This window comes from Polaribacter sp. MED152 (genome assembly GCF_000152945.2).
In the GTDB taxonomy this organism is placed as follows: Bacteria; Bacteroidota; Bacteroidia; order Flavobacteriales; family Flavobacteriaceae; genus Polaribacter.
This window is the reverse complement of record NC_020830.1, coordinates 596,000-617,302: the sequence shown is the minus strand read 5'-3', so window position 1 is coordinate 617,302 and position 21,303 is coordinate 596,000. Positions and strand designations below refer to the sequence as shown.

Genomic DNA, 21,303 nt, shown 5'->3' with positions numbered 1-21,303 from the left:
TGATATTTTTATAGAACTAAAATAAACAAATCATTTAAGGTTAATGAAAAAAGCATTGGTTATTTCTGGGGGTGGAAGTAAAGGAGCATTTGCAGGTGGTGTTGCTCAATATTTAATGAAGAAAGAAAACAGAGAATACGATTTGTTTTTGGGTACGTCTACAGGTAGTTTAATGGTTTCTCATTTGGCTTTAGATATGTTAGATGAATTGAAGCATTTGTATACCAATGTGAATCAGAGTACAATTTTTAATAGCAATCCCTTTAAAATAAAAAAAGTCTCAGGTGAAAAAGTGATTAATATTAATCATTTTGGAATGCTTCGAAATTTTTTGAAAGGAAGAAAAACTTTTGGTGAGAGTAAGAATTTAAGACGTCTTATTAAGAAGAATGTCACCAAAGAAATGTTTGAAAAAATTAAAGAAAGAAATAAAGAAATTGTGGTTACTGTGAGTAATTTAACTGCAAATCAGATTGAATATAAATCGAGTAATGATTGTACTTATGATGATTTTGTAGATTGGATTTGGGGTTCTTGTAACTATGTTCCTTTCATGAGTATTCTAGAAAAAGATAGGCAACAATATGCAGATGGTGGTTTTGGCTCTTTAGTACCAATTAGAGAGGCTATTTTAAGAGGTGCCACAGAAATTGATGCTATTATATTAGAAACAGAAGTGAGCCAGTTTAATAGGTTGCCCTCAAAGAATCCGTTTTCGTTATTATTTGATGTTTTCGATTTTATGCTAACACACGTAGAAAGGCATAATATTACTATTGGAAAATTGGCTGCAAATAATAAAAATGTAAAATTAAATTTATACTACACTCCAACTGTTTTAACCACAAATTCTTTAGTGTTCGATGAAGTTTTAATGCGCAAATGGTGGAAATCTGGTTACAAATACGCAAAATCAAAACGTGAAGAATTAATGAGCGAATTTAGGCCAGACGTTCTTACAGATAAAGAAATTGAAGAGGGTGTAGATAATGTAGAAAACTTAAACATTTAAGTTTAAAACCCAACAATACTTCTTCCTTCAGATTGCATGTTATTACTTGCAGGTGTTGCCATTTTAGAATCGTAAATTTCATCGAAAACATTACTCTTCTCTATTTTTGATGTTGATTTAGAGCCAGTAATAATATACTGAATGGTTCTACTTAATAAAGGTTCATTTACACTACCTAATGTTCCTAAATTATCAAAATCTTCAGTTAAAACAATACCAGGTAAATCTGTTCCAGGAGTTATTCCGTTTGGAAAGTTTACATTGTTTTTATTTGTGATTTCTAAAACCAAAGGTTGTAACGCATAATTATGATCTGTGTTAAAATTAGCACCTGTTTTTCTTAAGTTATCAGAATCATATAAGGTGATAGAACCCACTTGTTTACCAACGGTTGTTGTACCTACAACATTTACATCTATGTATGCACTTAAAGCATTCATTAATAATTCTGAAGCAGAAGCAGTATTAGATGAAGTGATGATGTAGACTCTGTTTAAACCTAAACTATTAATAGGTTCATCAACAATTACATTACCATTAGTATCTACATTTCTAATTTGATTAGTGAAATTATTGATAAAATTTTCTGACGGATTTGCAGCTAATATTTTATCATTCCATATTTCTTTAGAGTAAACTTGGTCTGTAAATTGCCCAGTAACCATACTTCCTAAATAACTTGCAGTTTGCACAGATCCTCCAGGATTGTATCTTAAATCGATAATTAAATCGTCTATATTTTCTGATTTAAAGTTTGCAAAAGCCGCATTTAACTCAGCATCATAGTTTCTTGCAAACTGATTGTACATTAAGTATCCAATTTTTTGATTGTTTGCCTCAACAACCTTTGCAATAGCAATTGGGTTTTCTTGTAAATCTGTTTTTTGTAAAGTAACTAGAGTTCCATTTTGTACAGGATCTCCATCATTATAATCAGCAAATCCCATTGAATAAGAGGTATTACTACTAAATAATAAGGAGCTGAAATTTGTATCTGTTAACTGCTGACCATTTATGGATGTAAATATTTGACCACGAACTATATTTTTAGAAGCTGCATCAGAATTGGGCACTACATAACGCACATAACCAAAAACATTGCTAGTATTGGTTTTATACCTTACTAAGCCAAACTCAATACCATTGCTTAAATTTAAACCTTGAAACGAATTTTCAAGTGCAACATAATCATCAACTATTACAGAAAATCGATCTTCAGGTCTATTTAATAAACTTTCAAAAACTGTTTCTGGAGACGAAAAATCTCTGAAATAAGTATATAAATCATCAAAAGTTGTAAAACGATCATCTGCTAAATCTGGCACATCTTGTTGCCAAAAGTAGTACACATTTAAACCTTTCCATATAAAATAGTTAATATCATCTTGCGTGGTATTTTGCATAGCATCTATCTCTGTTTTTTCACAAGAAGCAAAAGTAAATAACGCAAGTAGTATAAAGGTTTTGAATATATTTTTCATCAATTTAATTTGTATTAGGTAAATCTTGTTCTATAAAAACACCATTATCAATATTTCTTTGTGGAGCAATACTATTAAACAGATATTCGTAATTGTTAGGATTGCAATTGGTGTTTGAATTTGCTGCTCCAGTTTCAATTAAATTTAAAACCCTATTTAAAATAGGTTCTGTTCTAGTGCCTAAAACGCCCAAATTTAAAATATCTTCTTGATCACAAAGATTTATTATTGGTGATAATCCGTTGTTATAAGTTTCGTCGTTATTATTTGAGAAAGTTAACACTACAGGTTGTAAAGCTACTGTATGTGTTGTGTTTTTTAGTCCAAAATCATAATCTTCAGAATTATAAAGTGTAATAGAACCTGTATTGTTTCCAGCAGTATTGTTACCAATTATTTGCACATTCATATACGGATTTAGACTATTTACCAGTAATTCAATAGCAGATGAGCCTTCAAAATTAGCACTATTTAAAATGATAAATAAATCTGTAACCTGCATCCCTTCAACAGAAGTGTTGGCATTGTTAGCAGAAAAACGTGTAACCAATGAATCTGGTTGATTTTGTGAAAACCAAGCTTGTGCTTTATTGTTCCAATTTTCTTTGATGAGAACTTCATTTTGGAACTGACCAGTGATAACGCTTGCAAATGCTTCCATATTTCTAGCAAAACTTCCTGAACCAATGCTATACCTTAAATCTAAAACCAATTTATTTACATTCTGACTTACAAAATTGTTTGCAGTTTGTTTTAAGTTATTAATGTAGTTGGTAGAGAAATCGTTGTTATAAATGATATAGCCTACGTTATCTGCATTCACAGCTAAAACGTCTTCCATAAAAACACCAGGATAATTATAACCTTCTTTTTCTAAACTAACTGTAGTTGTAGTTGGCGTAATTGTATTGCCATCAAAATTTGCCATATTCAGGGTAAAATTATCTTGACCATTTAATAAAATATCCTGATAATTTTGTCTTGTAAGTAATACACCATCAACAGCGTTAAAATAATCACCTCTATTAATGTTTTGATTGGCAGCATTAGAATTTGGTAAAATATGTGTTACATAACCCAAGACATTTTCAGAATTGTTTGGGTCTGCAATAATTCCGAATTCTAAACCATTTGTAAATCTACTTCTTAATTCAGGAACTGTTAAAGTATTATAATCTTCTATTAAGGTAGATTTTATATCGTTTTCAAGTAATAAACTTTCAAAAAGTAAATTATAATCCGCAAAAGAATTTAAGTACGCATTTAATTCTTCATCAGAATTAAAACGTCTATCAGACAAATCTGCAATATCATCTTGATACAAATAATAAGCGTTTAAACCTTTCCAAACAAAATCGTGCACAACTAAATTTTGAGGTACTTCATATTCTTTAGAACAACCAAAGAATAAAGCACAACCTAGTAAGAAGTAGATAATATTTTTATTTTTTTTCATAAAGAAAAGTCTAATGTTTACAGTAAATTTAACGCAATGTAAACCTTTTTAGTATTTTTTTTAAATATGGATGTAACAAAATAAATTGTTACTCGTCGTAATTATGTAAACCTGATATAAGAGATGAAAAAATATCAGAAAAACAAAATCAACCCATGAACCAGTCAGACTTTTTAGAAGTTGTTTTACCATTTAAAGATAAGGTTTTTAGACTAGCAAAAAGATTGTTAGTATCTAGAGAAGAAGCAGAAGATGCTACCCAAGAGCTTATTTTTAAACTATGGAAAAACAAAGGTAAAATTGGGAATTATAAAAATGTTGAAGCATTTGCAATGACAATGACTAAAAACTATTGTTATGATCGTTTAAAAAGTAAGCAAGCAAGTAATTTAACCTTAGTACATAGCAATTATAAAGAGAAAGAAACTTCTTTAGATAAGAAATTAGAATATCAAGACAGTGTAAACCAAGTGCACCAATTGATAGAGAAATTGCCAGAAAATCAAAAGATAATTATTCAATTAAGAGATGTTGAACAGTATGATTTTGATGAAATTTGTAAAATGGTAGATATGAAGCCAACAGCAGTTAGAGTAGCATTATCTAGAGCAAGAAAAACAATTAGAGAAGAATTAATTAAAAAACACAACTATGGAGTTAGCTAACATAGAAAAATTAGTAGAAAAGTATGAAAATGCAGAAACTACGTTGCAAGAAGAGCAAACCTTAAGAACGTATTTTACAGAAGGTAATGTTGCTCCACATTTGCAAGAGTATGCTTATATGTTTACATATTTTACTGCTGTAAAAGAAGATACTTATACCAAAACCATAAAGTTAGAGCCTAAGAAATCTAAGAAGATGAACTTTAAATGGTTGTCTGTAGCAGCATCTGTAATGTTATTATTCAGTGTATTTCTTGGCCAGCAAGAATATAAAGAATATCAAGAAAGAAAAAAAGCAGAAAAAATTTATGCACAATTAAATAAAGGGTTCACTTTATTGTCTAGCAACCTTAAAAAAGGAGAACAAGCAGTAGACCAATTTTATAAGCATGGAACTGCAGTAAAAAAAGTATTAAAATAAACCAAGTAATAAATTAGTAAAACCAAGTAAACACAGAAATTATGAAAAAAATAATAGTATTAATAGCATTTGTATTAGCACCAATGTTTTCTAATGCACAATCTATCTTTGATAGTTTAGAAGATTTAGATGAAGTAGATATGGTTGTTGTAACCAAAGATGCATTTGAGTTGCTTAACAAGTTTAAACCAAAAGACGCAAAAGTAGAAGGTAATGATGTAATGCAAGCCTTTGAAATGTTAAATGAATTAAAAGAATTCAAAATGTTTTCTACAGATAATGTAACCATTGCAAACAAAATGGAAAGCATGGTAAAGTCTGCCATTAAAAAAGCAAATCTTACAGAGTTAATGCGTATTAAAGAAGACGATTCTAGAGTTAAAATTTACGTAAAGGCTACTAAAAATAAAGATTTTGTAAGCGAAGTTTTAATGTTTGTTAAAGGCATAGACAAGAAAACTAATGGAATGTCTGAAGCTATGGTGTTATCGTTAACAGGTAATATAGACATTAATAAAATGGCTGATTATACAGATAAAATTGTAAAAGAAAACAAGTAAAACCAATGTAATAAGTTGGGTGTAATAGCCCAACTTATTCAACCAAAAATATTCAAATGAAAAAATTAACCACAGTATTTTCTTTCCTATTAGTTGTTTTGCTAATGAGTTCTTGTAAAAATGATAAATCTTTACAAACCTATTTAGTAGATACTAGTGGTAAAGAAGGTTTTTATACAGGAGATATACCTGTAAGTTCAGTATTATCTCCAAAAGCAGATGTAGCTGATGATGTCAAAGAAACTATGCAAAGTATTAAGAAGATTAATGTTGTTTTTCTGCCAAAAACAGGAGCTAATGAGGCCTCTTATGAAACTGAAAAAGCTAAGTTAAAAGAGATTTTTAAAGACAATGAAGATTACAAAAGTCTTATGGCCATGAAATTGAAAGGTATGAATGTATCTGTATTCTATTCTGGTAAAACAGAAGCTATTGATGAAATTGTAGCCTTTGGTTATGGAGATCAAAATGGAGTAGGAGTTGTACGTTTGTTAGGTGATAATATGGATCCTTCTAAAATTGTACAAATGTTGAGCAGTGTAGAAATGGATGAAAATAGCTTAGGAAACTTAGGTAACATCTTTAACGCGAATTAAATTAGTTTTCCCCCAAAACTTGTAATAATAAGAGAGTCAAAATTTTTAGAATTTTGGCTCTCTTCTTTTTTTGGTATACTTATTGAATTTAACTGAGCATTAACAGCTTCTACAATCAGTTTTACTATTTTTGAAGTTCCAATACGATACCATTTATGAAGTTCAATACCATATTCTTTTTAAGCTTTTTAATTTTTAGTACATCACTTTTAGCACAAAGCAGTACCTATAAAGCAGAGAAAGAGAAAAAACATGTTCTAATACACACCAAGTTAAATGTAGATTTTAATTTTGATGATAAAACCATGAATGGCGAAGCATGGGTTACAGCATCACCTTACTTCTATGCTACAAATAAAGTGTCTTTAGATGCCAATTCAATGCGCATTCACGAAGTTAGTTTAGATAACAAACCACTCGCATTTGAATATGATGAATATGTTTTAGAAATTGAACTGCCTAGAGTATATACCAAGAACGAAGAGTTTACAATTTATATTAAATATACTGCAAGACCAGAAAAGGTAAAAGATGAAGGAAGTAAGGCTATAACAGATGCTAAAGGATTGTATTTTATAAATGCAGATGGTAAAGATGCTACCAAACCAACACAAATCTGGACACAAGGTGAAACACAAGCCAATTCTGCTTGGTTCCCAACTATAGATGCACCTAACCAAAAAATGACCCAAGAAATAGCGATTACTGTTCCTAATAAATACCAAACATTATCTAATGGAGTATTAGTTAGCCAAACCAATAAGGATAACAACAGAACCGATTATTGGAAACAAGATAAAAAACATGCTCCTTATTTAGCGTTCATGGGAGTTGGTGAGTTCGCAATTATAAAAGACAATTATAAAAATATACCTGTTAATTATTATGTAGAAAAAGAATATGCACCCTATGCAAAAGATATTTTTGGCTTAACTCCAGAAATGATAGGTTTTTTTGAGAAGAGATTAGGGGTAGAATATCCTTGGGCAAAATACAGTCAAATTGTAGTTCATGATTATGTTTCTGGAGCCATGGAAAATACTACTGCAGTTGTGCATGGTGAACAAGCATATCAAAAACCAGGACAATTAATAGATGCCAATTTACAAGAAAATACAATTGCTCACGAAATTTTTCATCACTGGTTTGGTAATTTAGTAACTTCAGAAAGTTGGTCTAACTTGACCTTAAATGAGTCTTTTGCCAATTATGGTGAATATCTCTGGAGAGCACACAAATATGGTAAAACAGATGCAGAAATGCATTATTATGAGCAAGTTGAGGCGTATAAAAATGGTCAAAATCAAGATAAAAGCTTAGTTCGTTATAATTATGATGATAGAGAAGAATTATTTGATTTAGTTAGCTATAATAAAGGTGGAGCAATACTTCACATGCTTAGAAAATATTTAGGCGATGAAGCTTTTTTTCTAGGGTTAAAAACCTATTTAACCAATTATAAATTTGATACTGCAGAAGTACATCAATTAAGATTGGTGTTCGAAGAAATTACTGGGCAGGATTTAAACTGGTTTTTTAATCAATGGTATTTTGGAGCAAATCATCCAAATATTGAAATTTCTTATGATTACAATACATTAAGAAAAACAGTTACTGTAAACATTGCTCAGTTGCAATCTGAAACATTTAAGTTTCCTTTTGCTATTGATATTTTTGAAGGGAATCAAAAAACAAGACATACCGTTTTTGTAGATTCAAATGATGCTTCTTTTACATTTCCATACAACAAACAGCCTAATTTAATTCAAGTAAATGCAGATAATGTTTTAGTATGTAATTTGTATGAAAACAAAATTTTAAGCGAATATATTTTTCAACTTAAAAATGCCGATAATTTTGCACATAGAAGAGAGGCATTGTTTCAGGTAGCTTCTAAACAAGATGATAAAAATGCGTTTAATGCCATTGTTAGTGCACTAGATGATGATTCTTACAAAATTAGAATTTTGGCATTACAACAAATCGATTTAATAAATAAGTTCTCTAAAAAAGACGCTATTCGTAAAATTATGAGAATGGCCAATAATGATGAAAAAACCTTAGTTCAGGCAGAAGCTTTAAGCACTTTAGGTAAGTTAACAGACCCTGAATTAAAACCAATATTTGAAAAGGCCTTAAATAGCAAATCGTATTCTGTATTGGGTAAAGCTTTGGTTTCTATGTATTATATAGATCAACCTTTGGCCATTCAAAAATCTAAAGAATTACCAGATGAAGTTCGTAAAATATTAGCAACGCCTTTAACTAAAATATTTATTGAGGCTAAAGATGAATCTGAATTGCCTTTTGTTGCCAAAAGTGTAGTATCTGGAATGTTCTTGGCGAATGATGATGCTACAAAAGTCTTATATCAAAAAGCTTTTGATCAAATTGCTGTAAGCAACAATACAGAAGCTATTCAGAATTTAGTAGATGATATGGTTGTGAAAGGGAAAGAGTATACTGGTTTTAATTTTGATAAAGTGATGATTAACTTAATGCGTAAAATGGTTGATCAGCAGAAAAAAGAAAGCAAATCAAATTACTTGAAAAACATTGAAATTATAAAAACAGCAATGTCTAAGTTGCTGTAGGAATTTACGAATGTGTCTGCATCCAAGCAGCAGCTTTAGGCCACAACTCTTTCATAGAATTTCTAGACTTTAGTATTCTGCTATGATTGTAATCTTCTAAATTGCCCAGTTCTTTTGCACAATAAACCAACTCATTTTTTGGGTTTTGAAATGCGTCTAAAAATAATTGACAACCTTCTTTAGGCGCTATAAAGTCATCACCTTTTGCACAGAAAGAAATGATTGGTATTTTAATTTCTTTCATTTCAGGTTCGTAATCAAAATGATTACTGTCTTTAAATTGCCTGTAGATGTTCCAGTTAAACCATTGTTTCATGGTAAAATAGGTTTCATCGTTATTCTTAGAACCTGCTAGTTTTGCAGGTACTTTCCCAATTAATTTAGAAAATAACTTAGCTACTCGTAGTTTTATATTCTGTAGGATGCCAGTGTTTGCCCCAAATGCTTGTACTCCAAAAAGTGTGATACTTTTTATGAATTTTTTAAATTCAGGGTGATGAACTAAACATACTGTAATTGCAATTCCTCCTCCACTATGAGCAACACAATGTAATTTATTTATATTTTCGGTAGCTGTTAAATAACGGAATGCAGCTGTAACATCATATTTACCAATAGTAGTTATTTTAAATTTTTTGTTTGTTTTTTTACTTGCACCATGATTTCTCCAATCTAATGCCCAACAAGTGTACCCTAAGTTTAAAAAATAGTCTGTAAAACCATTAAAGAAATCTTTGTCAGAAAAGGTTCCATGAATTAGAAATAAGTGTTTGTTTGTTGATTTATCATTGGTAATTTTCCAAAGAGCTACATTTTCTGAATCTTCTGTAGTGAGCTGAATTAATTTCTCCATTAAAACAAAGCTGCTTTTAAATGAAGAAAGTCATCAGAAACATAATTTGCATTTTCTAAAGTTTGATCTTTAGCCATTGGGTTTTTATAGCCAATCACAAAAATACCTGCATCATTTGCAGCTTTAATTCCATTATCCGAATCTTCAATAACCACACAATGTTTTTTAGAAATTCCGCCTAAAATGGCTGCTTTTTCAAAAATCTCAGGATTTGGTTTTGATTCCTTTAAATCTGCGCCACTTATTTTCGCCTTAAAATATTGATGTAGGTTAAATCGTGTAAAAACCCTATCAATATTAATCATAGCAGAAGAAGAGGCTAAAACTAACGTAACTTCATTCTGGTATAAATGTTTAATTAAGTCTTCTACGCCTTTCACCAAATGAAGGGTAGGATCATTCTCAAAAAAGTTTACGTACCTTTTTCTTTTATCTAATACCAAATCTTCTGGATTTAAATCTAGCTTAAAATGATGGACTAATTTCTGAAATGCATTTATGGTAGATGAGCCTGTTAATGTTTTATACAATTCATCTGAAACGTTTACACTAATTGAATTAAATGTTTCATAATAGGCCTTTTTATGAATTTCTTCAGAGTCTATAATTACTCCATCCATATCAAAAATGACACATTTAATTTCTTTAGGTATATTCATTTATGTTATTTGTTTTAAAGCTTCAATAATATTGGCTACAATTAAGTAAAAAAATAAGCACGTAACAAATGCAATTACAATTATTGAAGTAATTCTTCTTTTAGATGTGGGTTGTTTTAGATTTTTAATAGATCTTAAAAGTCCTATTACAGAAATAATAATGGCTATTAAAGAAAGAACGCCAATTATTGTGGTTACTAAATAGAAATTTTTATCTGTGAATTGAGAACTGAGTACTAAAATAAGTACCAATAAAGAAATAATGACAATTGCGAATTTAAACTTAATGTCGGTTTTTAAATTTAATTTTTTCATTTGTAGGGGGAAGTTTAATGTTAAATAAATTTTGCTTTTAATTTAGAATTAGGTAGTAAGCAATGTTGTTTTTTGCCAAACCATTTGTAACGGTTTTTTGCAATGTAATCATACACATAATTTCTAATAGTTTCGGGTATAAACATAAACACACTAGTTAACCACCAAATACCACCAAAATCTTGGGCAATTTTTAAGGCAGCTGTAGATTTAATTTCATAAGAAACATTAGGCTCATACAAAATGATAGAGTCTATTTTTTCTACATCAATTTTTAAATGTTGAATTACTTTTTTACCAGTATCAGAATCTAAAGCAGCAAAAAGAAAAACATCTTTTTTATCGTACTTTATTATTTTTAATACTGCAGAATTGCAAAGATTGCAAACACCATCAAACAGTATTAATTTTTTATTCTTAGGGATAGTAATCATGTTATATCTTGATTAACTGCTAATTTAGGAATTTATTATGTAAACCTGATGATTCTGCCATCTACTAATTTTTAGAAATTTTAATTCTTTTTGTAATTTTTTTGTAACATAATTTATACTGATACGTCTTATGGTTGTATTGTTCTAAATAAGGGCTTTTAACAAAAAATTAATAAGCGCTTCAAATAGCATTCAATACTTTAGTATAAAATTAACCAACCCATGATAAAAATAGAAAAACTGCACAAATCTTATCCAATAGGAAAAGACTCACTACATGTTTTAAAAGGTATTGATTTACATATTAAAGAAGGCGAATTTGTATCTATTATGGGTTCTTCAGGTTCTGGTAAATCTACGTTACTAAACATTGTAGGTTTGTTAGATATTCATGATGAAGGTGATTATTATTTAAATGGTCAGCTTATAAAAGACATGAATGAGAAAAAAGCAGCACTGTTAAGAAATAAATTTTTAGGATTTATATTTCAATCATTTAACCTAATTTCATATAAAACTGCATTAGAAAACGTTGCACTTCCTTTGTATTATAAAGGAATGGGTAGAAAAGAACGTTTACAAATTGCTTTAGATTACTTAGAAAAAGTAGGTTTAAAAGATTGGGCAAATCATTTACCAAACGAACTTTCTGGTGGTCAAAAACAACGTGTTGCCATTGCAAGAGCATTGGTTACTAAACCAAAAGTTGTTTTAGCAGATGAGCCAACAGGAGCATTAGATTCTACAACTACAGATTCTGTGATGGACTTGTTAAAAGACATTAATGACGAAGGAATGACTGTATTTGTAATTACTCACGAAGAAGAAGTAGCAGAGCAAACAAAGAGAATTGTTCGTTTAAAAGATGGCGTTATTATTAGTGACGAATTTACAAAAGCATCTAAAGCAGTCTAATTATGTTCGATTTAGATAGATGGAGAGAAATTTTTCAGAGCATCAATAAAAACAGATTACGTTCTGTAATGTCTGGTTTTACTGTGGCTTTCGCAATTTTATTATTCACCTTACTTTTTGGTATTGTAAGTGGGTTAAGTAACACTTTTACAGATGCATTTGCAGATGATGCACAGAATGCAATGTTTGTAAGAGTTTGGAAAACTACAAAACCTTACAGGGGTTTACAGACAGGTAGAACAATTCAATTGAGAAATGGTGATTACGACTATATTAATGATGAATATGGAAATAAAATTCAATATAAATCATCTAGAATTTACAAGAATTTTACACTTAAATATAAAAATGAGGCCAGTAATTACAGTGTAATGGCTATCAATCCAGATCATCAATTTTTAGAAAAAACGATTATTAATGAAGGGAGATATGTTAATGAAAGAGATATTAAAGATAAAGCGAAGGTAATTGTCATTGGTAGATTAATTAAAGAAGATTTATTTGGTCAAAAACCAGCTTTAGGTAAACGTTTAAATGTTAACGGAAGTTCTTATTTAATTATTGGTATTTTCTCTGATGAAGGTGGTGATAATGAAGAGCGTAAAGCATTTATTCCTTTAAGTACAGCTCAAATGATTTATGGTAATAACGACTATATTAGTCAAATTGCCTTAGGGTACAATCCTAAATTAAGTTTAGATGCAGCTGTTGCTTTTGGAAATCAAATGGAGCGTGATTTAAGGAATAAGATGAACATTCATCCAGATGATCAAAGTGCACTTTCCGTGCAAAATATGGCAGAAGCAAATAAAGGAGTTGGCCAATTTATGGGAATACTTTATGCCATTGTAATTCTTGTAGGTTCAGGAACTTTAGTAGCAGGTATTATAGGTATTTCTAACATTATGATTTTTGTGATTAAAGAAAGAACTAAAGAATTTGGTATTCGTAAAGCCCTTGGCGCAAAACCATCATCTATTGTAGGTATTGTAGTTCAAGAAACGGTTTTAATAACCACATTAGCAGGGTATTTAGGCTTATCTTTTGGTACATACCTATTAAGTTTAATTGGTAATAGTCTAGAAGAAGATTACTTTATTAAAGACCCAAGCGTAAGCACAGGTATTGTTGTTGGGGCTACTGTAGTATTAATTCTATCAGGTTTAATAGCAAGTTACATACCTGCTAAAAAAGCAGCCAATATTAAACCAATTGTAGCACTAAGAGCAGATTAATTATGAAGTTTTTATTTGATTCAGATACTTGGCAAGAAATTTACGGAAGCATCCGTAAAAATAAAGTGAGAACCGCAATTACAATTATTGGTGTTCTTTGGGGTATATTTCTTTTAGTAGTTTTATTAGGAGCTGCAAGAGGTGTAGACAATGGTTTTAAAAAGATTTTTGGAGACTTTGCAACAAACAGTGTTTTTGTTTGGACGCAGTCTACAGACACACCTTTTAAAGGTTTTCAAGAGGGTAGAAGGTTTCGTCTTAAAATGAGTGATATAGAGGTGTTAAAATCTGAATATCAAGATGAAATTAAATTGTTAGCACCAAGAAATCAAACCAATAATCTAATTATACATGATTTTAAATCTGGTAATTTTTCAGTAAGTGGAGATTATCCAGTTCTAGATCAAATTCAAAAAAAGAAATTAATCTTTGGAAGATTTATTAATGAGAACGATATTTTATCATCAGCTAAAATAACAGTTATCTCAGAAAATATGTACAAACAACTTTTTGATAAAGGAGAAGAGCCAATAGGTGAGTACATTAAAATTAATAGTATAAATTACAAAGTTGTTGGAGTTTATGGCTCATCTAATGGAATTGATTTGGATGGAGATACTGCATTCATACCTTTTACCACATTCAAAAGGGTTTACAATACAGCCAATAATATAGATTGGATGGTAATTACAGCCAATGAAGGTATAGATATTGAGCAAATGGAGAGTGATGTAATTTTAACGCTTAAAAGTTTGCATAATGTGCACCCAGAAGATAAAAGAGCATTTGGTTCTTTTAACTTAGGAGTTCAAATTGCAAAAGTAACTGGGTTTTTAACAGGGTTACAATTCATGACTTGGTTTGTAGGTATTGCCACTTTAATTGCAGGAGTATTTGCTATTGGTAATATCTTACTAATTACAGTTAAAGAAAGAACACAAGAAATAGGAATTAGAAGAGCTTTAGGTGCAACTCCTAAAAGTATTCGTCAACAAATTATATTAGAATCTGTATTTCTTACAACAATAGCAGGAATGCTGGGTATTGTATTTGGAGGTTTAATCCTATATTTTATCGATTCTGCTTTTGGGCAAGGAGATGATGCAGCACTAATTAATCCAACCGTAAATATTCCAATAATTATTATAGCATTTGTAACATTAATTGTGTTAGGTACACTAATAGGTTTAATACCTGCACATATGGCTACAGTTGTTAGACCAATAGAAGCATTAAGAGAAGAATAAAAATAATCAACTAAAATCATGAGTAAAAGAGCAAAAATAATTTTAATAGTTATAGGTGTACTATTTGTAGCAGCCTTAATTTGGTTCGGAAAAAAGAACAAGAAGAGCATTGTTGAGTACGAAACAGAAACTGCATTTAAAACTACAATAGTTAAGAAAACTGTTGCTACTGGTAAAGTTACACCACTAGAAGAAATTGAAATTAAGCCACAAATTACAGGTATTATTGATAAAATAATGTTGTTAGAAGGCTCTAAAGTTAAAAAGGGTGATTTAATTGCTACTGTAAGAGTTGTACCTAATGAGCAATCATTAATTAGTGCAAAAGGTAGAGTAAATAACATTCAAATTAGATTAGATAATGCTAAGGTACAGTATGATAGAAATAAAAATCTATTTGATAAAGGTGTTATTTCTAGACAAGAATTTGAAAACGTAGAATTAACTTACGACCAAGCAAAGCAAGATTTAAAAAATGCTCAAAATGATTATTTAATCATTAAAAGAGGTTCTGCTGGTACTGGAGGTTCTGCAAATACCAATATTATGGCTCAGATTTCTGGAACTATTTTAGAAATTCCTGTAAAGGAAGGAGATCAAGTAATTCAATCTAACAACTTTAACGCAGGTACAACAATTGCTTCTATTGCAGATATGAGTAAAATGATCTTTGAAGGAAAAGTAGATGAATCTGAAGTAGGTAAACTACAAAATGGTGCAGATATTGAAGTATCTATAGGTGCTATAGAAGGTAAAAAATTCCCAGCTAAACTAAACTTTATTGCTCCTAAAGGAACAGAAGAAGGTGGTGCTGTACAATTTAAAATTAAAGCAGATGTTTCCTTAGATAATAACTATTTTATTAGAGCTGGTTATAGTGCTAATGCAGATATTGTTTTAGAGAAAAAAGACAGTGTTTTATCTATAAAAGAGGCTTTACTAAAGTTTGATAATAAAACAGAAGAGCCTTATGTAGAAGTAAAAACAGGCGAAGGTACTTTCGAAAGAAGAACCTTAAAGTTAGGTACTTCAGATGGTGTTAATGTAGAAGTTTTAGAAGGAATTACTGAAGAAGACGAAATTAAAATTTGGAACAAGACTTCAGGAATTATGGAAGTTAGTAACAACTAAAAGCTGTTAAATAATAAAGATTAAAAAAGGGAACTCAAATTGAGTTCCCTTTTTTTATACCCACCAAACAACAAAACCTTTAGTTAGGTTTCCTTTTTTTGATTTTATCCAAACTAAAGGAGAAAATTTTCGAGATACAAACTCATCTAAAACTCTTTTAAATTCAGTGAATTCAATCCAATTTACTTGTTCATGAGGTGTAATAAGCCAATCTTTCTTAGTTGGTATGTAAAATTTAAAATCTGTAAATTCTTTTAATTCTTTAAGTTGAATATAATAACCTTGAACACAATCTTTATTTAAAATTTGAAAGTCAATATCTTGATTGGAATAAGGCAGAAATAGCTGAGCTTTAAACAAAACTTGTTGTTGTACTTCTTCTAGATTGATTTTATATTGATTTAAATAAGGCTTGCAGGCTTCTGAATAAAGCAAAGGCAGTTGCTTATCCTTTAGTTTTGTTATCTTTTCAATCAAAGCATCTTTTCTATTAGGCCCAATAAAATGTTCTATTTCATTGGATCCTACAGAATCATCATACAAATAAAACTTATAAATAATTTCAAGATGAATGGGTTTATCGTCTTTTAATAGTAAACAATCCAATTCTCCTAAAGTTCTTTTTTCTTTAAGAATCTGGTTATTTTCAGCAACGATTTTAATGTTATTTTTGGTAGCTAAATGATTGGATACAAATCGCTCTATGTACTTACCTAATCGAATTTTATCATCAAGTAAAACATCAATTTTATGAGATAAAGAATCAATTTTAAATTGGTGTAGACCAAAGATAGGCTGGTTAAGCCATAGACTTGAAGTGGCTAAATAACCATCATACCTTTTTTGAATCACTTTTGTTTTAAAATCCATTTCTTATTCGAAATTACAATTTCTATTTTGTAAATTGAAAGTTCAAACAGTATATAAATGACAATAGATAAAACTACGTTTCAATTTCTGAAAGATTTACGCAAAAACAATAATAGAGATTGGTTTGCAGAACATAAAAACACATACGAACAAGCAAGAGCTAATGCTAAAGCTGTATTTGCAGAAGTTTTAGAAAAACTAGAAATGCATGATGAAATAGAGAAATCTAAAATGATGCGAATTTATAGAGATGTTCGTTTCTCTAAAGATAAAACACCTTACAAAGCACATTTTTCGAATTCATATTCAAGGTTAGGAGCTTCTTTAAGAGGAGGCTATTTTCTGCAAGTTAGACCTGGAGAATCTTTTCTAGCTGGCGGATTTTGGGAGCCCAACAAAGATGATTTATTTCGATTAAGAAAAGAAATTGAACAAGATGCTTCAGAAATTAGAGGCATTTTGAAGGATAATGAATTTCAAAAACATTTTGGTGACTCGTTTTACAGTTTTAGCGAATTAAAAACGGCTCCAAGAGGTTTTGATAAAGATCATAAAGACGTAGACCTTTTAAGAAAAAAAGGATTCATTGCCATGAAGAAATTTACAGATAAAGAAGTGTTATCAAAAGATTTTACAGACAACGTAAATGAAAGTTTCTTAGCTTTAAGACCTTTTTTTAATTTATTTAGTGATATTCTTACGACTAATTTAAATGGTGAAAGCATTTTATGATTTCAAGAAATTTATTGTAAATTTTTATCAACCTCACGTTTCAAAACCAAAACAGTAACAATTGTAGACAGTGTATCTGCAATAGGAAAAGACCACCAAACACCAGCAACACCATAATATTTTGGTAAAAAGTAAGCTAGAGGTATTAAAAATATACCTTGCTTTAGTAAGGTTAAAATAAGTGCAGGAACTGCTTTACCTGCTGCTTGAAAATATGCAGAGCCTATTAACTGCATTGTTACAATTGGTGTAACTAAAAATACAATAAGCATTGCATTTGGGGTTTCACTTAATAAAGTTGTGTCTCGTGTAAATATGGATATGATTTGTTCTTTAAAAACAACTATTCCTATAAAGATTATTGTACCCAAAAGAGATCCAAAATAAATAGATTTCTTTATAGTTTCCTTTACTCGATCATTTTTATTTGCACCAATATTAAATCCTGCCACTGGTAAAAACCCTTGCGAAACTCCTAATACAGGAGATAGTGCAAACATCATTACTCTGTTTATAATTCCGAATATTGATATGGATATTTCTCCTCCATACGTAAATAAAGAATAATTTAAGACAATCATTAAAATGCTTATTGCCCCTTGTCTTACAACAGAAACTCCACCTAATTCTACAATTTCTCTAACAATTTTTAGATCTAGTTTAAAGTTTTTAGGAATAATTTTTAATTCACTTTTTTTAGATAAAAAGAAGTACAGAATATACAAACCACAACTGGCAAATGAAATAGAAGTGGCTAAGCCAGCTCCTGTCATACCCCAATCAAAATATTTTATAAAGATGATATCTAATACAATATTTAATACTGCAGGTATCATCATAGCATACATGGCAAATTTAGGTTTACCTTCTGCACGTATAACAGGGTTACCCATCATTGCAAAAGCCAAAAAAGGAACTCCATAAATAACAACTGTAAAATAATCTGATGCAATAGGTAAAATATCTCCTTTTGCTCCAAACAAATCTAAAATTGGGACACTAAAAAAGTTACCCAAAAGCACAAATATGATGGCTAAAATTAGCGTTAAACAAATTTGATTACCAAAAGTTAGAAAGGCTTTTTCTGAGTTTTCTGCACCTAAAGCCCTAGAAATTATAGAAGAACCTCCAATTCCTATTCCCATTCCAATAGATGAAATTAAAAAAGCAATAGGTAAAACCACTGTGATTGCTGCAATTGCTAAAACACCAATCCATTGCCCAACAAATATGGTGTCTACAATCATATTTAAAGACATCACAAGTATTCCAATAGTAGCAGGAACTGCTTGTTTTATCAATAACTTATTAATTTTTTCTGTACCTAATTCGTTTGCTAATTGTGCCATAGTTCTATGCAAATATCCTACTAATAGTTTATTAAATTGGTAAACTATCATCAATATTAGCTATACCTAAGTAAATTTTTATAAGTTTACGAAAATTGATAATTATGAATAATTTTTTCGAGGTTAAAATCGAAATTAAGGCAGAAGATATAGACGATTTAAATCATGTAAATAATGCTATTTACGTAAAATGGATGGATGAAGTAGCTTTTATGCATTGGGCACATTTAACAAAAAATCAACCAATTACAGATACTATTTGGGTGGTAAGCAGACATGAAATTGATTATAAAAGCGAAGCTTTTTTAGGTGATGAAATTACAGCTAAAACTTATGTTGGCAATACTAAGGGTGTTACCTCTGAACGATTCATAGAATTTTATAAGGGCGAAACTCTTTTAGCCAAATCAAAAACCATATGGGTTTTATTAGATGCAAAAAGTTACAAACCCGTTAGAATAAGAGAAAACATTTTAAATCTATTGCAACCTTTTAAATAAAAGTATCTTTGCACAAAATTTAGAAAGCATGTCAACATTTGCAGGATTAGGAATTAGAAAAGATTATATAAAATCGATAAAAGAAATTGGGATTACAAAACCTACAGATATTCAAGAAAAAGCAATACCTGTATTACTAAAATCACCTACAGATTTTATTGGTTTAGCGCAAACAGGTACTGGTAAAACAGCCGCTTTTGGTTTGCCTGTTTTACATCATATAGATGCTAATTCAGATCACATTCAGGCTTTAATTCTTTCTCCAACTAGAGAGTTGGTGCAGCAAATTAAAAAACAATTGTTCAAGTTTACGAAATATGTAGATGATCGTATTTTTTTAGAAGCCGTTTTTGGGGGTGAAAAAATAGATAGGCAAATGAACAATTTAAAGAGAACCACGCATATTGTAATTGCAACTCCTGGTCGTTTAATAGATTTAATTGAAAGAGGTGCAGTTGATATTAGCCATGTAAAAACAGTAATTTTAGATGAGGCTGATGAGATGTTAAGCATGGGTTTTAAACAAGATTTAAACCGAATTTTAAAGTTCACTACGAAATCTGATAGAAAAACATGGTTGTTTTCTGCAACAATGCCAGATGAAATTAAGCGTATTGTAAAAACATATATGGATGCCAATGCTCCTAGAATTGAGATTAATAAAAATACATTGGTTAACGCCAATATTCGTCATCAATTTGCAAAAACTACCTTAAAAGAGAAGGTAGCAGATATTGTTACATTTCTAGAGAAAAGACAAGCACAAAGGGGTATTATCTTTTGCAGAACAAAAGCAGGTGCTCAAAATTTAGCTAAACAATTGGTAGATGAAGGCTTTTCTGCAGCTGCTTTAGAAGGCGATATGCAACAGAAAGAACGAGATAAAGTAATGCGTGCTTTTAAAAACGAAAGTTTACAATACTTAATATCTACAGATGTTTCTGCACGTGGAATTGATGTTAGAGAATTAGAGTTTGTAATTCATCATCAATTACCAGAACAATTAGAATATTATACACATAGAAGTGGTAGAACAGCAAGAGCTGGTAAAACTGGTACATCTTTAGCCTTTATTTTACCATCAGAATTAGAAAAAATTCATCAACTTCAAAAAGAGTTGAACATTAAATTTACAGAAGTTACAGTGTAAATGAATTTAATTTATACCATAGATATTTTAGGAACCTTTGCTTTTGCTATTAGTGGTGCACTTGTAGCTTCAGACAAAAAGTTCGATTTATTTGGTGTACTTATCATTGCTTTTGTAACTGCTGTTGGTGGTGGAATGTTGCGTGATATTTTAATCAATGCTCATCCAATAAATTGGATTGGCGATTTAAATTATTTATGGACAATTTTCTTAGCGGTTTTTCTAACATTCTTATTCAAAAGTAAAATTGCATTCCTAAGTAAAACCTTATTTTTATTTGATACCATTGGTATTAGCGTATTTACTTTATTAGGCTTGCAAAAGGGTTTATCTTTTGATTTGCATCCATTAATTGCATTAATTATGGGAATGATTTCTGCCGTTTTTGGTGGCGTTCTAAGAGACGTATTAACGAACAAGGTTCCATTAATTTTTGAAAAAGAAATTTATGCATCAGCCTGTTTGGCTGGTGGTTTATCGTATTTAGTTTTAAATATAGCAGAGGCTCCAAAAGACATTAATTTTATAATCTCTGCCTCTGTTATTATTATCATTCGTTTAGTTTCTGTAAAATACGAATTGGAATTGCCCAAAATTAATGACGATTTATTCTCTAAAAAACAATAACTATGAAAGCACAAGAATTTAAAAATTTTGAAGAGTTTAAAACAATGCTTGGTAAGGATTTGCCAAAAGGTGAGTGGTATACAATTACTCAAGAAATGATTAATGACTTTGCGAATGCTACTTTAGACAAGCAATGGATTCATGTTGATGAAGAAAGAGCACAAAACGAATCACCATTTAAAAGTACTGTAGCACATGGCTTTATGTCTGTAGCTATGATTTCTAGAATGCTAGAGGAAGCATTTACCATTAAAAGTGTAAAAATGGGTTTAAATTATGGTTTAAACAAAGTTCGTTTTCCAAATCCTGTACCTGTAAATAGTGAGTTACGTATGCTAAGTTCTGTTAAAGAAATTGAGCCTTTGGCAAATAACGGAATTAAAGTAACTTTCAATTGCACTATCGAAATTAAAGGTCAAGAAAAACCTGCATGTGTAGCCGAATTCTTGGCTGCCTTATTTGAATAAAGAGATAAAAAAAAACTCTCAACTTAGAAAGTGA

23 protein-coding genes are annotated in these 21,303 nt (G+C 30.2%); 15 read left to right on the top strand and 8 right to left on the bottom strand.

What is annotated here, in order from left to right; all coding sequences use genetic code 11:
• Positions 1-43 precede the first annotated feature (43 nt).
• Positions 44-1,012 carry a patatin family protein gene (locus MED152_RS02895; protein ID WP_015480355.1) on the top strand — a complete coding sequence of 323 codons (969 nt, stop codon included), beginning with the start codon at positions 44-46 and terminating at the stop codon, positions 1,010-1,012.
• Positions 1,013-1,014: 2 nt separating this feature from the next.
• Here MED152_RS02895 and MED152_RS02890 read toward each other — a convergent pair whose 3' ends face one another.
• Positions 1,015-2,493, bottom strand: coding sequence for a S41 family peptidase (locus MED152_RS02890; RefSeq protein ID WP_015480354.1), 1,479 nt, complete (start codon positions 2,491-2,493; stop codon positions 1,015-1,017).
• Positions 2,494-2,497: 4 nt separating this feature from the next.
• Positions 2,498-3,949, bottom strand: a complete 1,452-nt coding sequence (locus MED152_RS02885) for a S41 family peptidase (protein WP_015480353.1) — start codon at positions 3,947-3,949, stop codon at positions 2,498-2,500.
• Between the two features lie 155 nt (positions 3,950-4,104).
• Between MED152_RS02885 and MED152_RS02880 the strand changes: the two genes are divergently transcribed.
• The 5 genes from MED152_RS02880 to MED152_RS02860 all read left to right on the top strand — a co-directional run bounded on the left by MED152_RS02880 (position 4,105) and on the right by MED152_RS02860 (position 8,785).
• A complete protein-coding gene (locus MED152_RS02880) occupies positions 4,105-4,614 on the top strand; it encodes an RNA polymerase sigma factor (protein ID WP_015480352.1) in 510 nt (169 codons plus the stop codon).
• Positions 4,601-5,035, top strand: coding sequence for a hypothetical protein (locus tag MED152_RS02875; protein WP_015480351.1), 435 nt, complete (start codon positions 4,601-4,603; stop codon positions 5,033-5,035). Before MED152_RS02880 ends, MED152_RS02875 begins: the two co-directional genes overlap by 14 nt.
• A gap of 41 nt (positions 5,036-5,076) precedes the next feature.
• Positions 5,077-5,595: a DUF4252 domain-containing protein gene (locus MED152_RS02870; protein WP_015480350.1), complete on the top strand. Its 519-nt coding sequence runs from the start codon at positions 5,077-5,079 to the stop codon at positions 5,593-5,595.
• Positions 5,596-5,651: 56 nt separating this feature from the next.
• On the top strand, positions 5,652-6,191 hold the full coding sequence (locus tag MED152_RS02865) for a DUF4252 domain-containing protein (protein WP_015480349.1): 540 nt from the start codon (positions 5,652-5,654) through the stop codon (positions 6,189-6,191).
• 155 nt (positions 6,192-6,346) lie between these two features.
• Positions 6,347-8,785 (top strand): M1 family aminopeptidase, encoded by a 2,439-nt coding sequence (locus MED152_RS02860; RefSeq protein ID WP_015480348.1) that lies wholly within the window; start codon positions 6,347-6,349, stop codon positions 8,783-8,785.
• A gap of 4 nt (positions 8,786-8,789) precedes the next feature.
• Here MED152_RS02860 and MED152_RS02855 read toward each other — a convergent pair whose 3' ends face one another.
• From MED152_RS02855 to MED152_RS02840, 4 genes are read right to left on the bottom strand one after another with little or no spacing between them, the layout of a single operon-like run.
• On the bottom strand, positions 8,790-9,638 hold the full coding sequence (locus MED152_RS02855; RefSeq protein WP_015480347.1) for an alpha/beta fold hydrolase: 849 nt from the start codon (positions 9,636-9,638) through the stop codon (positions 8,790-8,792).
• Positions 9,638-10,297 carry an HAD family phosphatase gene (locus MED152_RS02850; protein WP_015480346.1) on the bottom strand — a complete coding sequence of 220 codons (660 nt, stop codon included), beginning with the start codon at positions 10,295-10,297 and terminating at the stop codon, positions 9,638-9,640. Before MED152_RS02850 ends, MED152_RS02855 begins: the two co-directional genes overlap by 1 nt.
• Positions 10,298-10,612 carry a hypothetical protein gene (locus tag MED152_RS02845; protein WP_015480345.1) on the bottom strand — a complete coding sequence of 105 codons (315 nt, stop codon included), beginning with the start codon at positions 10,610-10,612 and terminating at the stop codon, positions 10,298-10,300.
• A gap of 20 nt (positions 10,613-10,632) precedes the next feature.
• A complete protein-coding gene (locus MED152_RS02840) occupies positions 10,633-11,046 on the bottom strand; it encodes a thiol-disulfide oxidoreductase DCC family protein (protein WP_015480344.1) in 414 nt (137 codons plus the stop codon).
• Between the two features lie 222 nt (positions 11,047-11,268).
• Here MED152_RS02840 and MED152_RS02835 point away from each other — a divergent pair, with 222 nt between their 5' ends.
• Genes MED152_RS02835 through MED152_RS02820 form a run of 4 tightly spaced genes read left to right on the top strand, consistent with a single transcriptional unit; the run spans position 11,269 to position 15,574 of the window.
• On the top strand, positions 11,269-11,961 hold the full coding sequence (locus MED152_RS02835; RefSeq protein WP_015480343.1) for an ABC transporter ATP-binding protein: 693 nt from the start codon (positions 11,269-11,271) through the stop codon (positions 11,959-11,961).
• 2 nt (positions 11,962-11,963) lie between these two features.
• Entirely contained in the window at positions 11,964-13,196 is a 1,233-nt protein-coding gene (locus tag MED152_RS02830; RefSeq protein ID WP_015480342.1) for an ABC transporter permease, read from the top strand.
• Between the two features lie 2 nt (positions 13,197-13,198).
• Entirely contained in the window at positions 13,199-14,443 is a 1,245-nt protein-coding gene (locus MED152_RS02825; protein ID WP_015480341.1) for an ABC transporter permease, read from the top strand.
• A gap of 18 nt (positions 14,444-14,461) precedes the next feature.
• A complete protein-coding gene (locus MED152_RS02820; protein ID WP_015480340.1) occupies positions 14,462-15,574 on the top strand; it encodes an efflux RND transporter periplasmic adaptor subunit in 1,113 nt (370 codons plus the stop codon).
• 54 nt (positions 15,575-15,628) lie between these two features.
• On the opposite strand, the gene MED152_RS02815 is transcribed toward MED152_RS02820, so the two are convergent.
• Positions 15,629-16,444, bottom strand: coding sequence for a DUF1853 family protein (locus MED152_RS02815; RefSeq protein ID WP_015480339.1), 816 nt, complete (start codon positions 16,442-16,444; stop codon positions 15,629-15,631).
• A gap of 57 nt (positions 16,445-16,501) precedes the next feature.
• On the opposite strand from MED152_RS02815, the gene MED152_RS02810 reads away from it, so the two are divergent.
• Positions 16,502-17,176 (top strand): DUF2461 domain-containing protein, encoded by a 675-nt coding sequence (locus MED152_RS02810; protein ID WP_015480338.1) that lies wholly within the window; start codon positions 16,502-16,504, stop codon positions 17,174-17,176.
• An 11-nt stretch (positions 17,177-17,187) separates the two neighbouring features.
• Here the strand turns inward: MED152_RS02810 and MED152_RS02805 are convergent, their stop codons facing one another.
• A complete protein-coding gene (locus MED152_RS02805; protein WP_041383329.1) occupies positions 17,188-18,525 on the bottom strand; it encodes an MATE family efflux transporter in 1,338 nt (445 codons plus the stop codon).
• Positions 18,526-18,629: 104 nt separating this feature from the next.
• Here MED152_RS02805 and MED152_RS02800 point away from each other — a divergent pair, with 104 nt between their 5' ends.
• Genes MED152_RS02800 through MED152_RS02785 form a run of 4 tightly spaced genes read left to right on the top strand, consistent with a single transcriptional unit; the run spans position 18,630 to position 21,269 of the window.
• Positions 18,630-19,025, top strand: a complete 396-nt coding sequence (locus tag MED152_RS02800) for a thioesterase family protein (protein WP_015480336.1) — start codon at positions 18,630-18,632, stop codon at positions 19,023-19,025.
• 28 nt (positions 19,026-19,053) lie between these two features.
• Positions 19,054-20,175: a DEAD/DEAH box helicase gene (locus tag MED152_RS02795; RefSeq protein ID WP_015480335.1), complete on the top strand. Its 1,122-nt coding sequence runs from the start codon at positions 19,054-19,056 to the stop codon at positions 20,173-20,175.
• Positions 20,176-20,802: a trimeric intracellular cation channel family protein gene (locus MED152_RS02790; protein ID WP_015480334.1), complete on the top strand. Its 627-nt coding sequence runs from the start codon at positions 20,176-20,178 to the stop codon at positions 20,800-20,802.
• Between the two features lie 2 nt (positions 20,803-20,804).
• Positions 20,805-21,269: a MaoC family dehydratase gene (locus MED152_RS02785; protein WP_015480333.1), complete on the top strand. Its 465-nt coding sequence runs from the start codon at positions 20,805-20,807 to the stop codon at positions 21,267-21,269.
• The last annotated feature ends 34 nt before the right edge of the window (positions 21,270-21,303 follow it).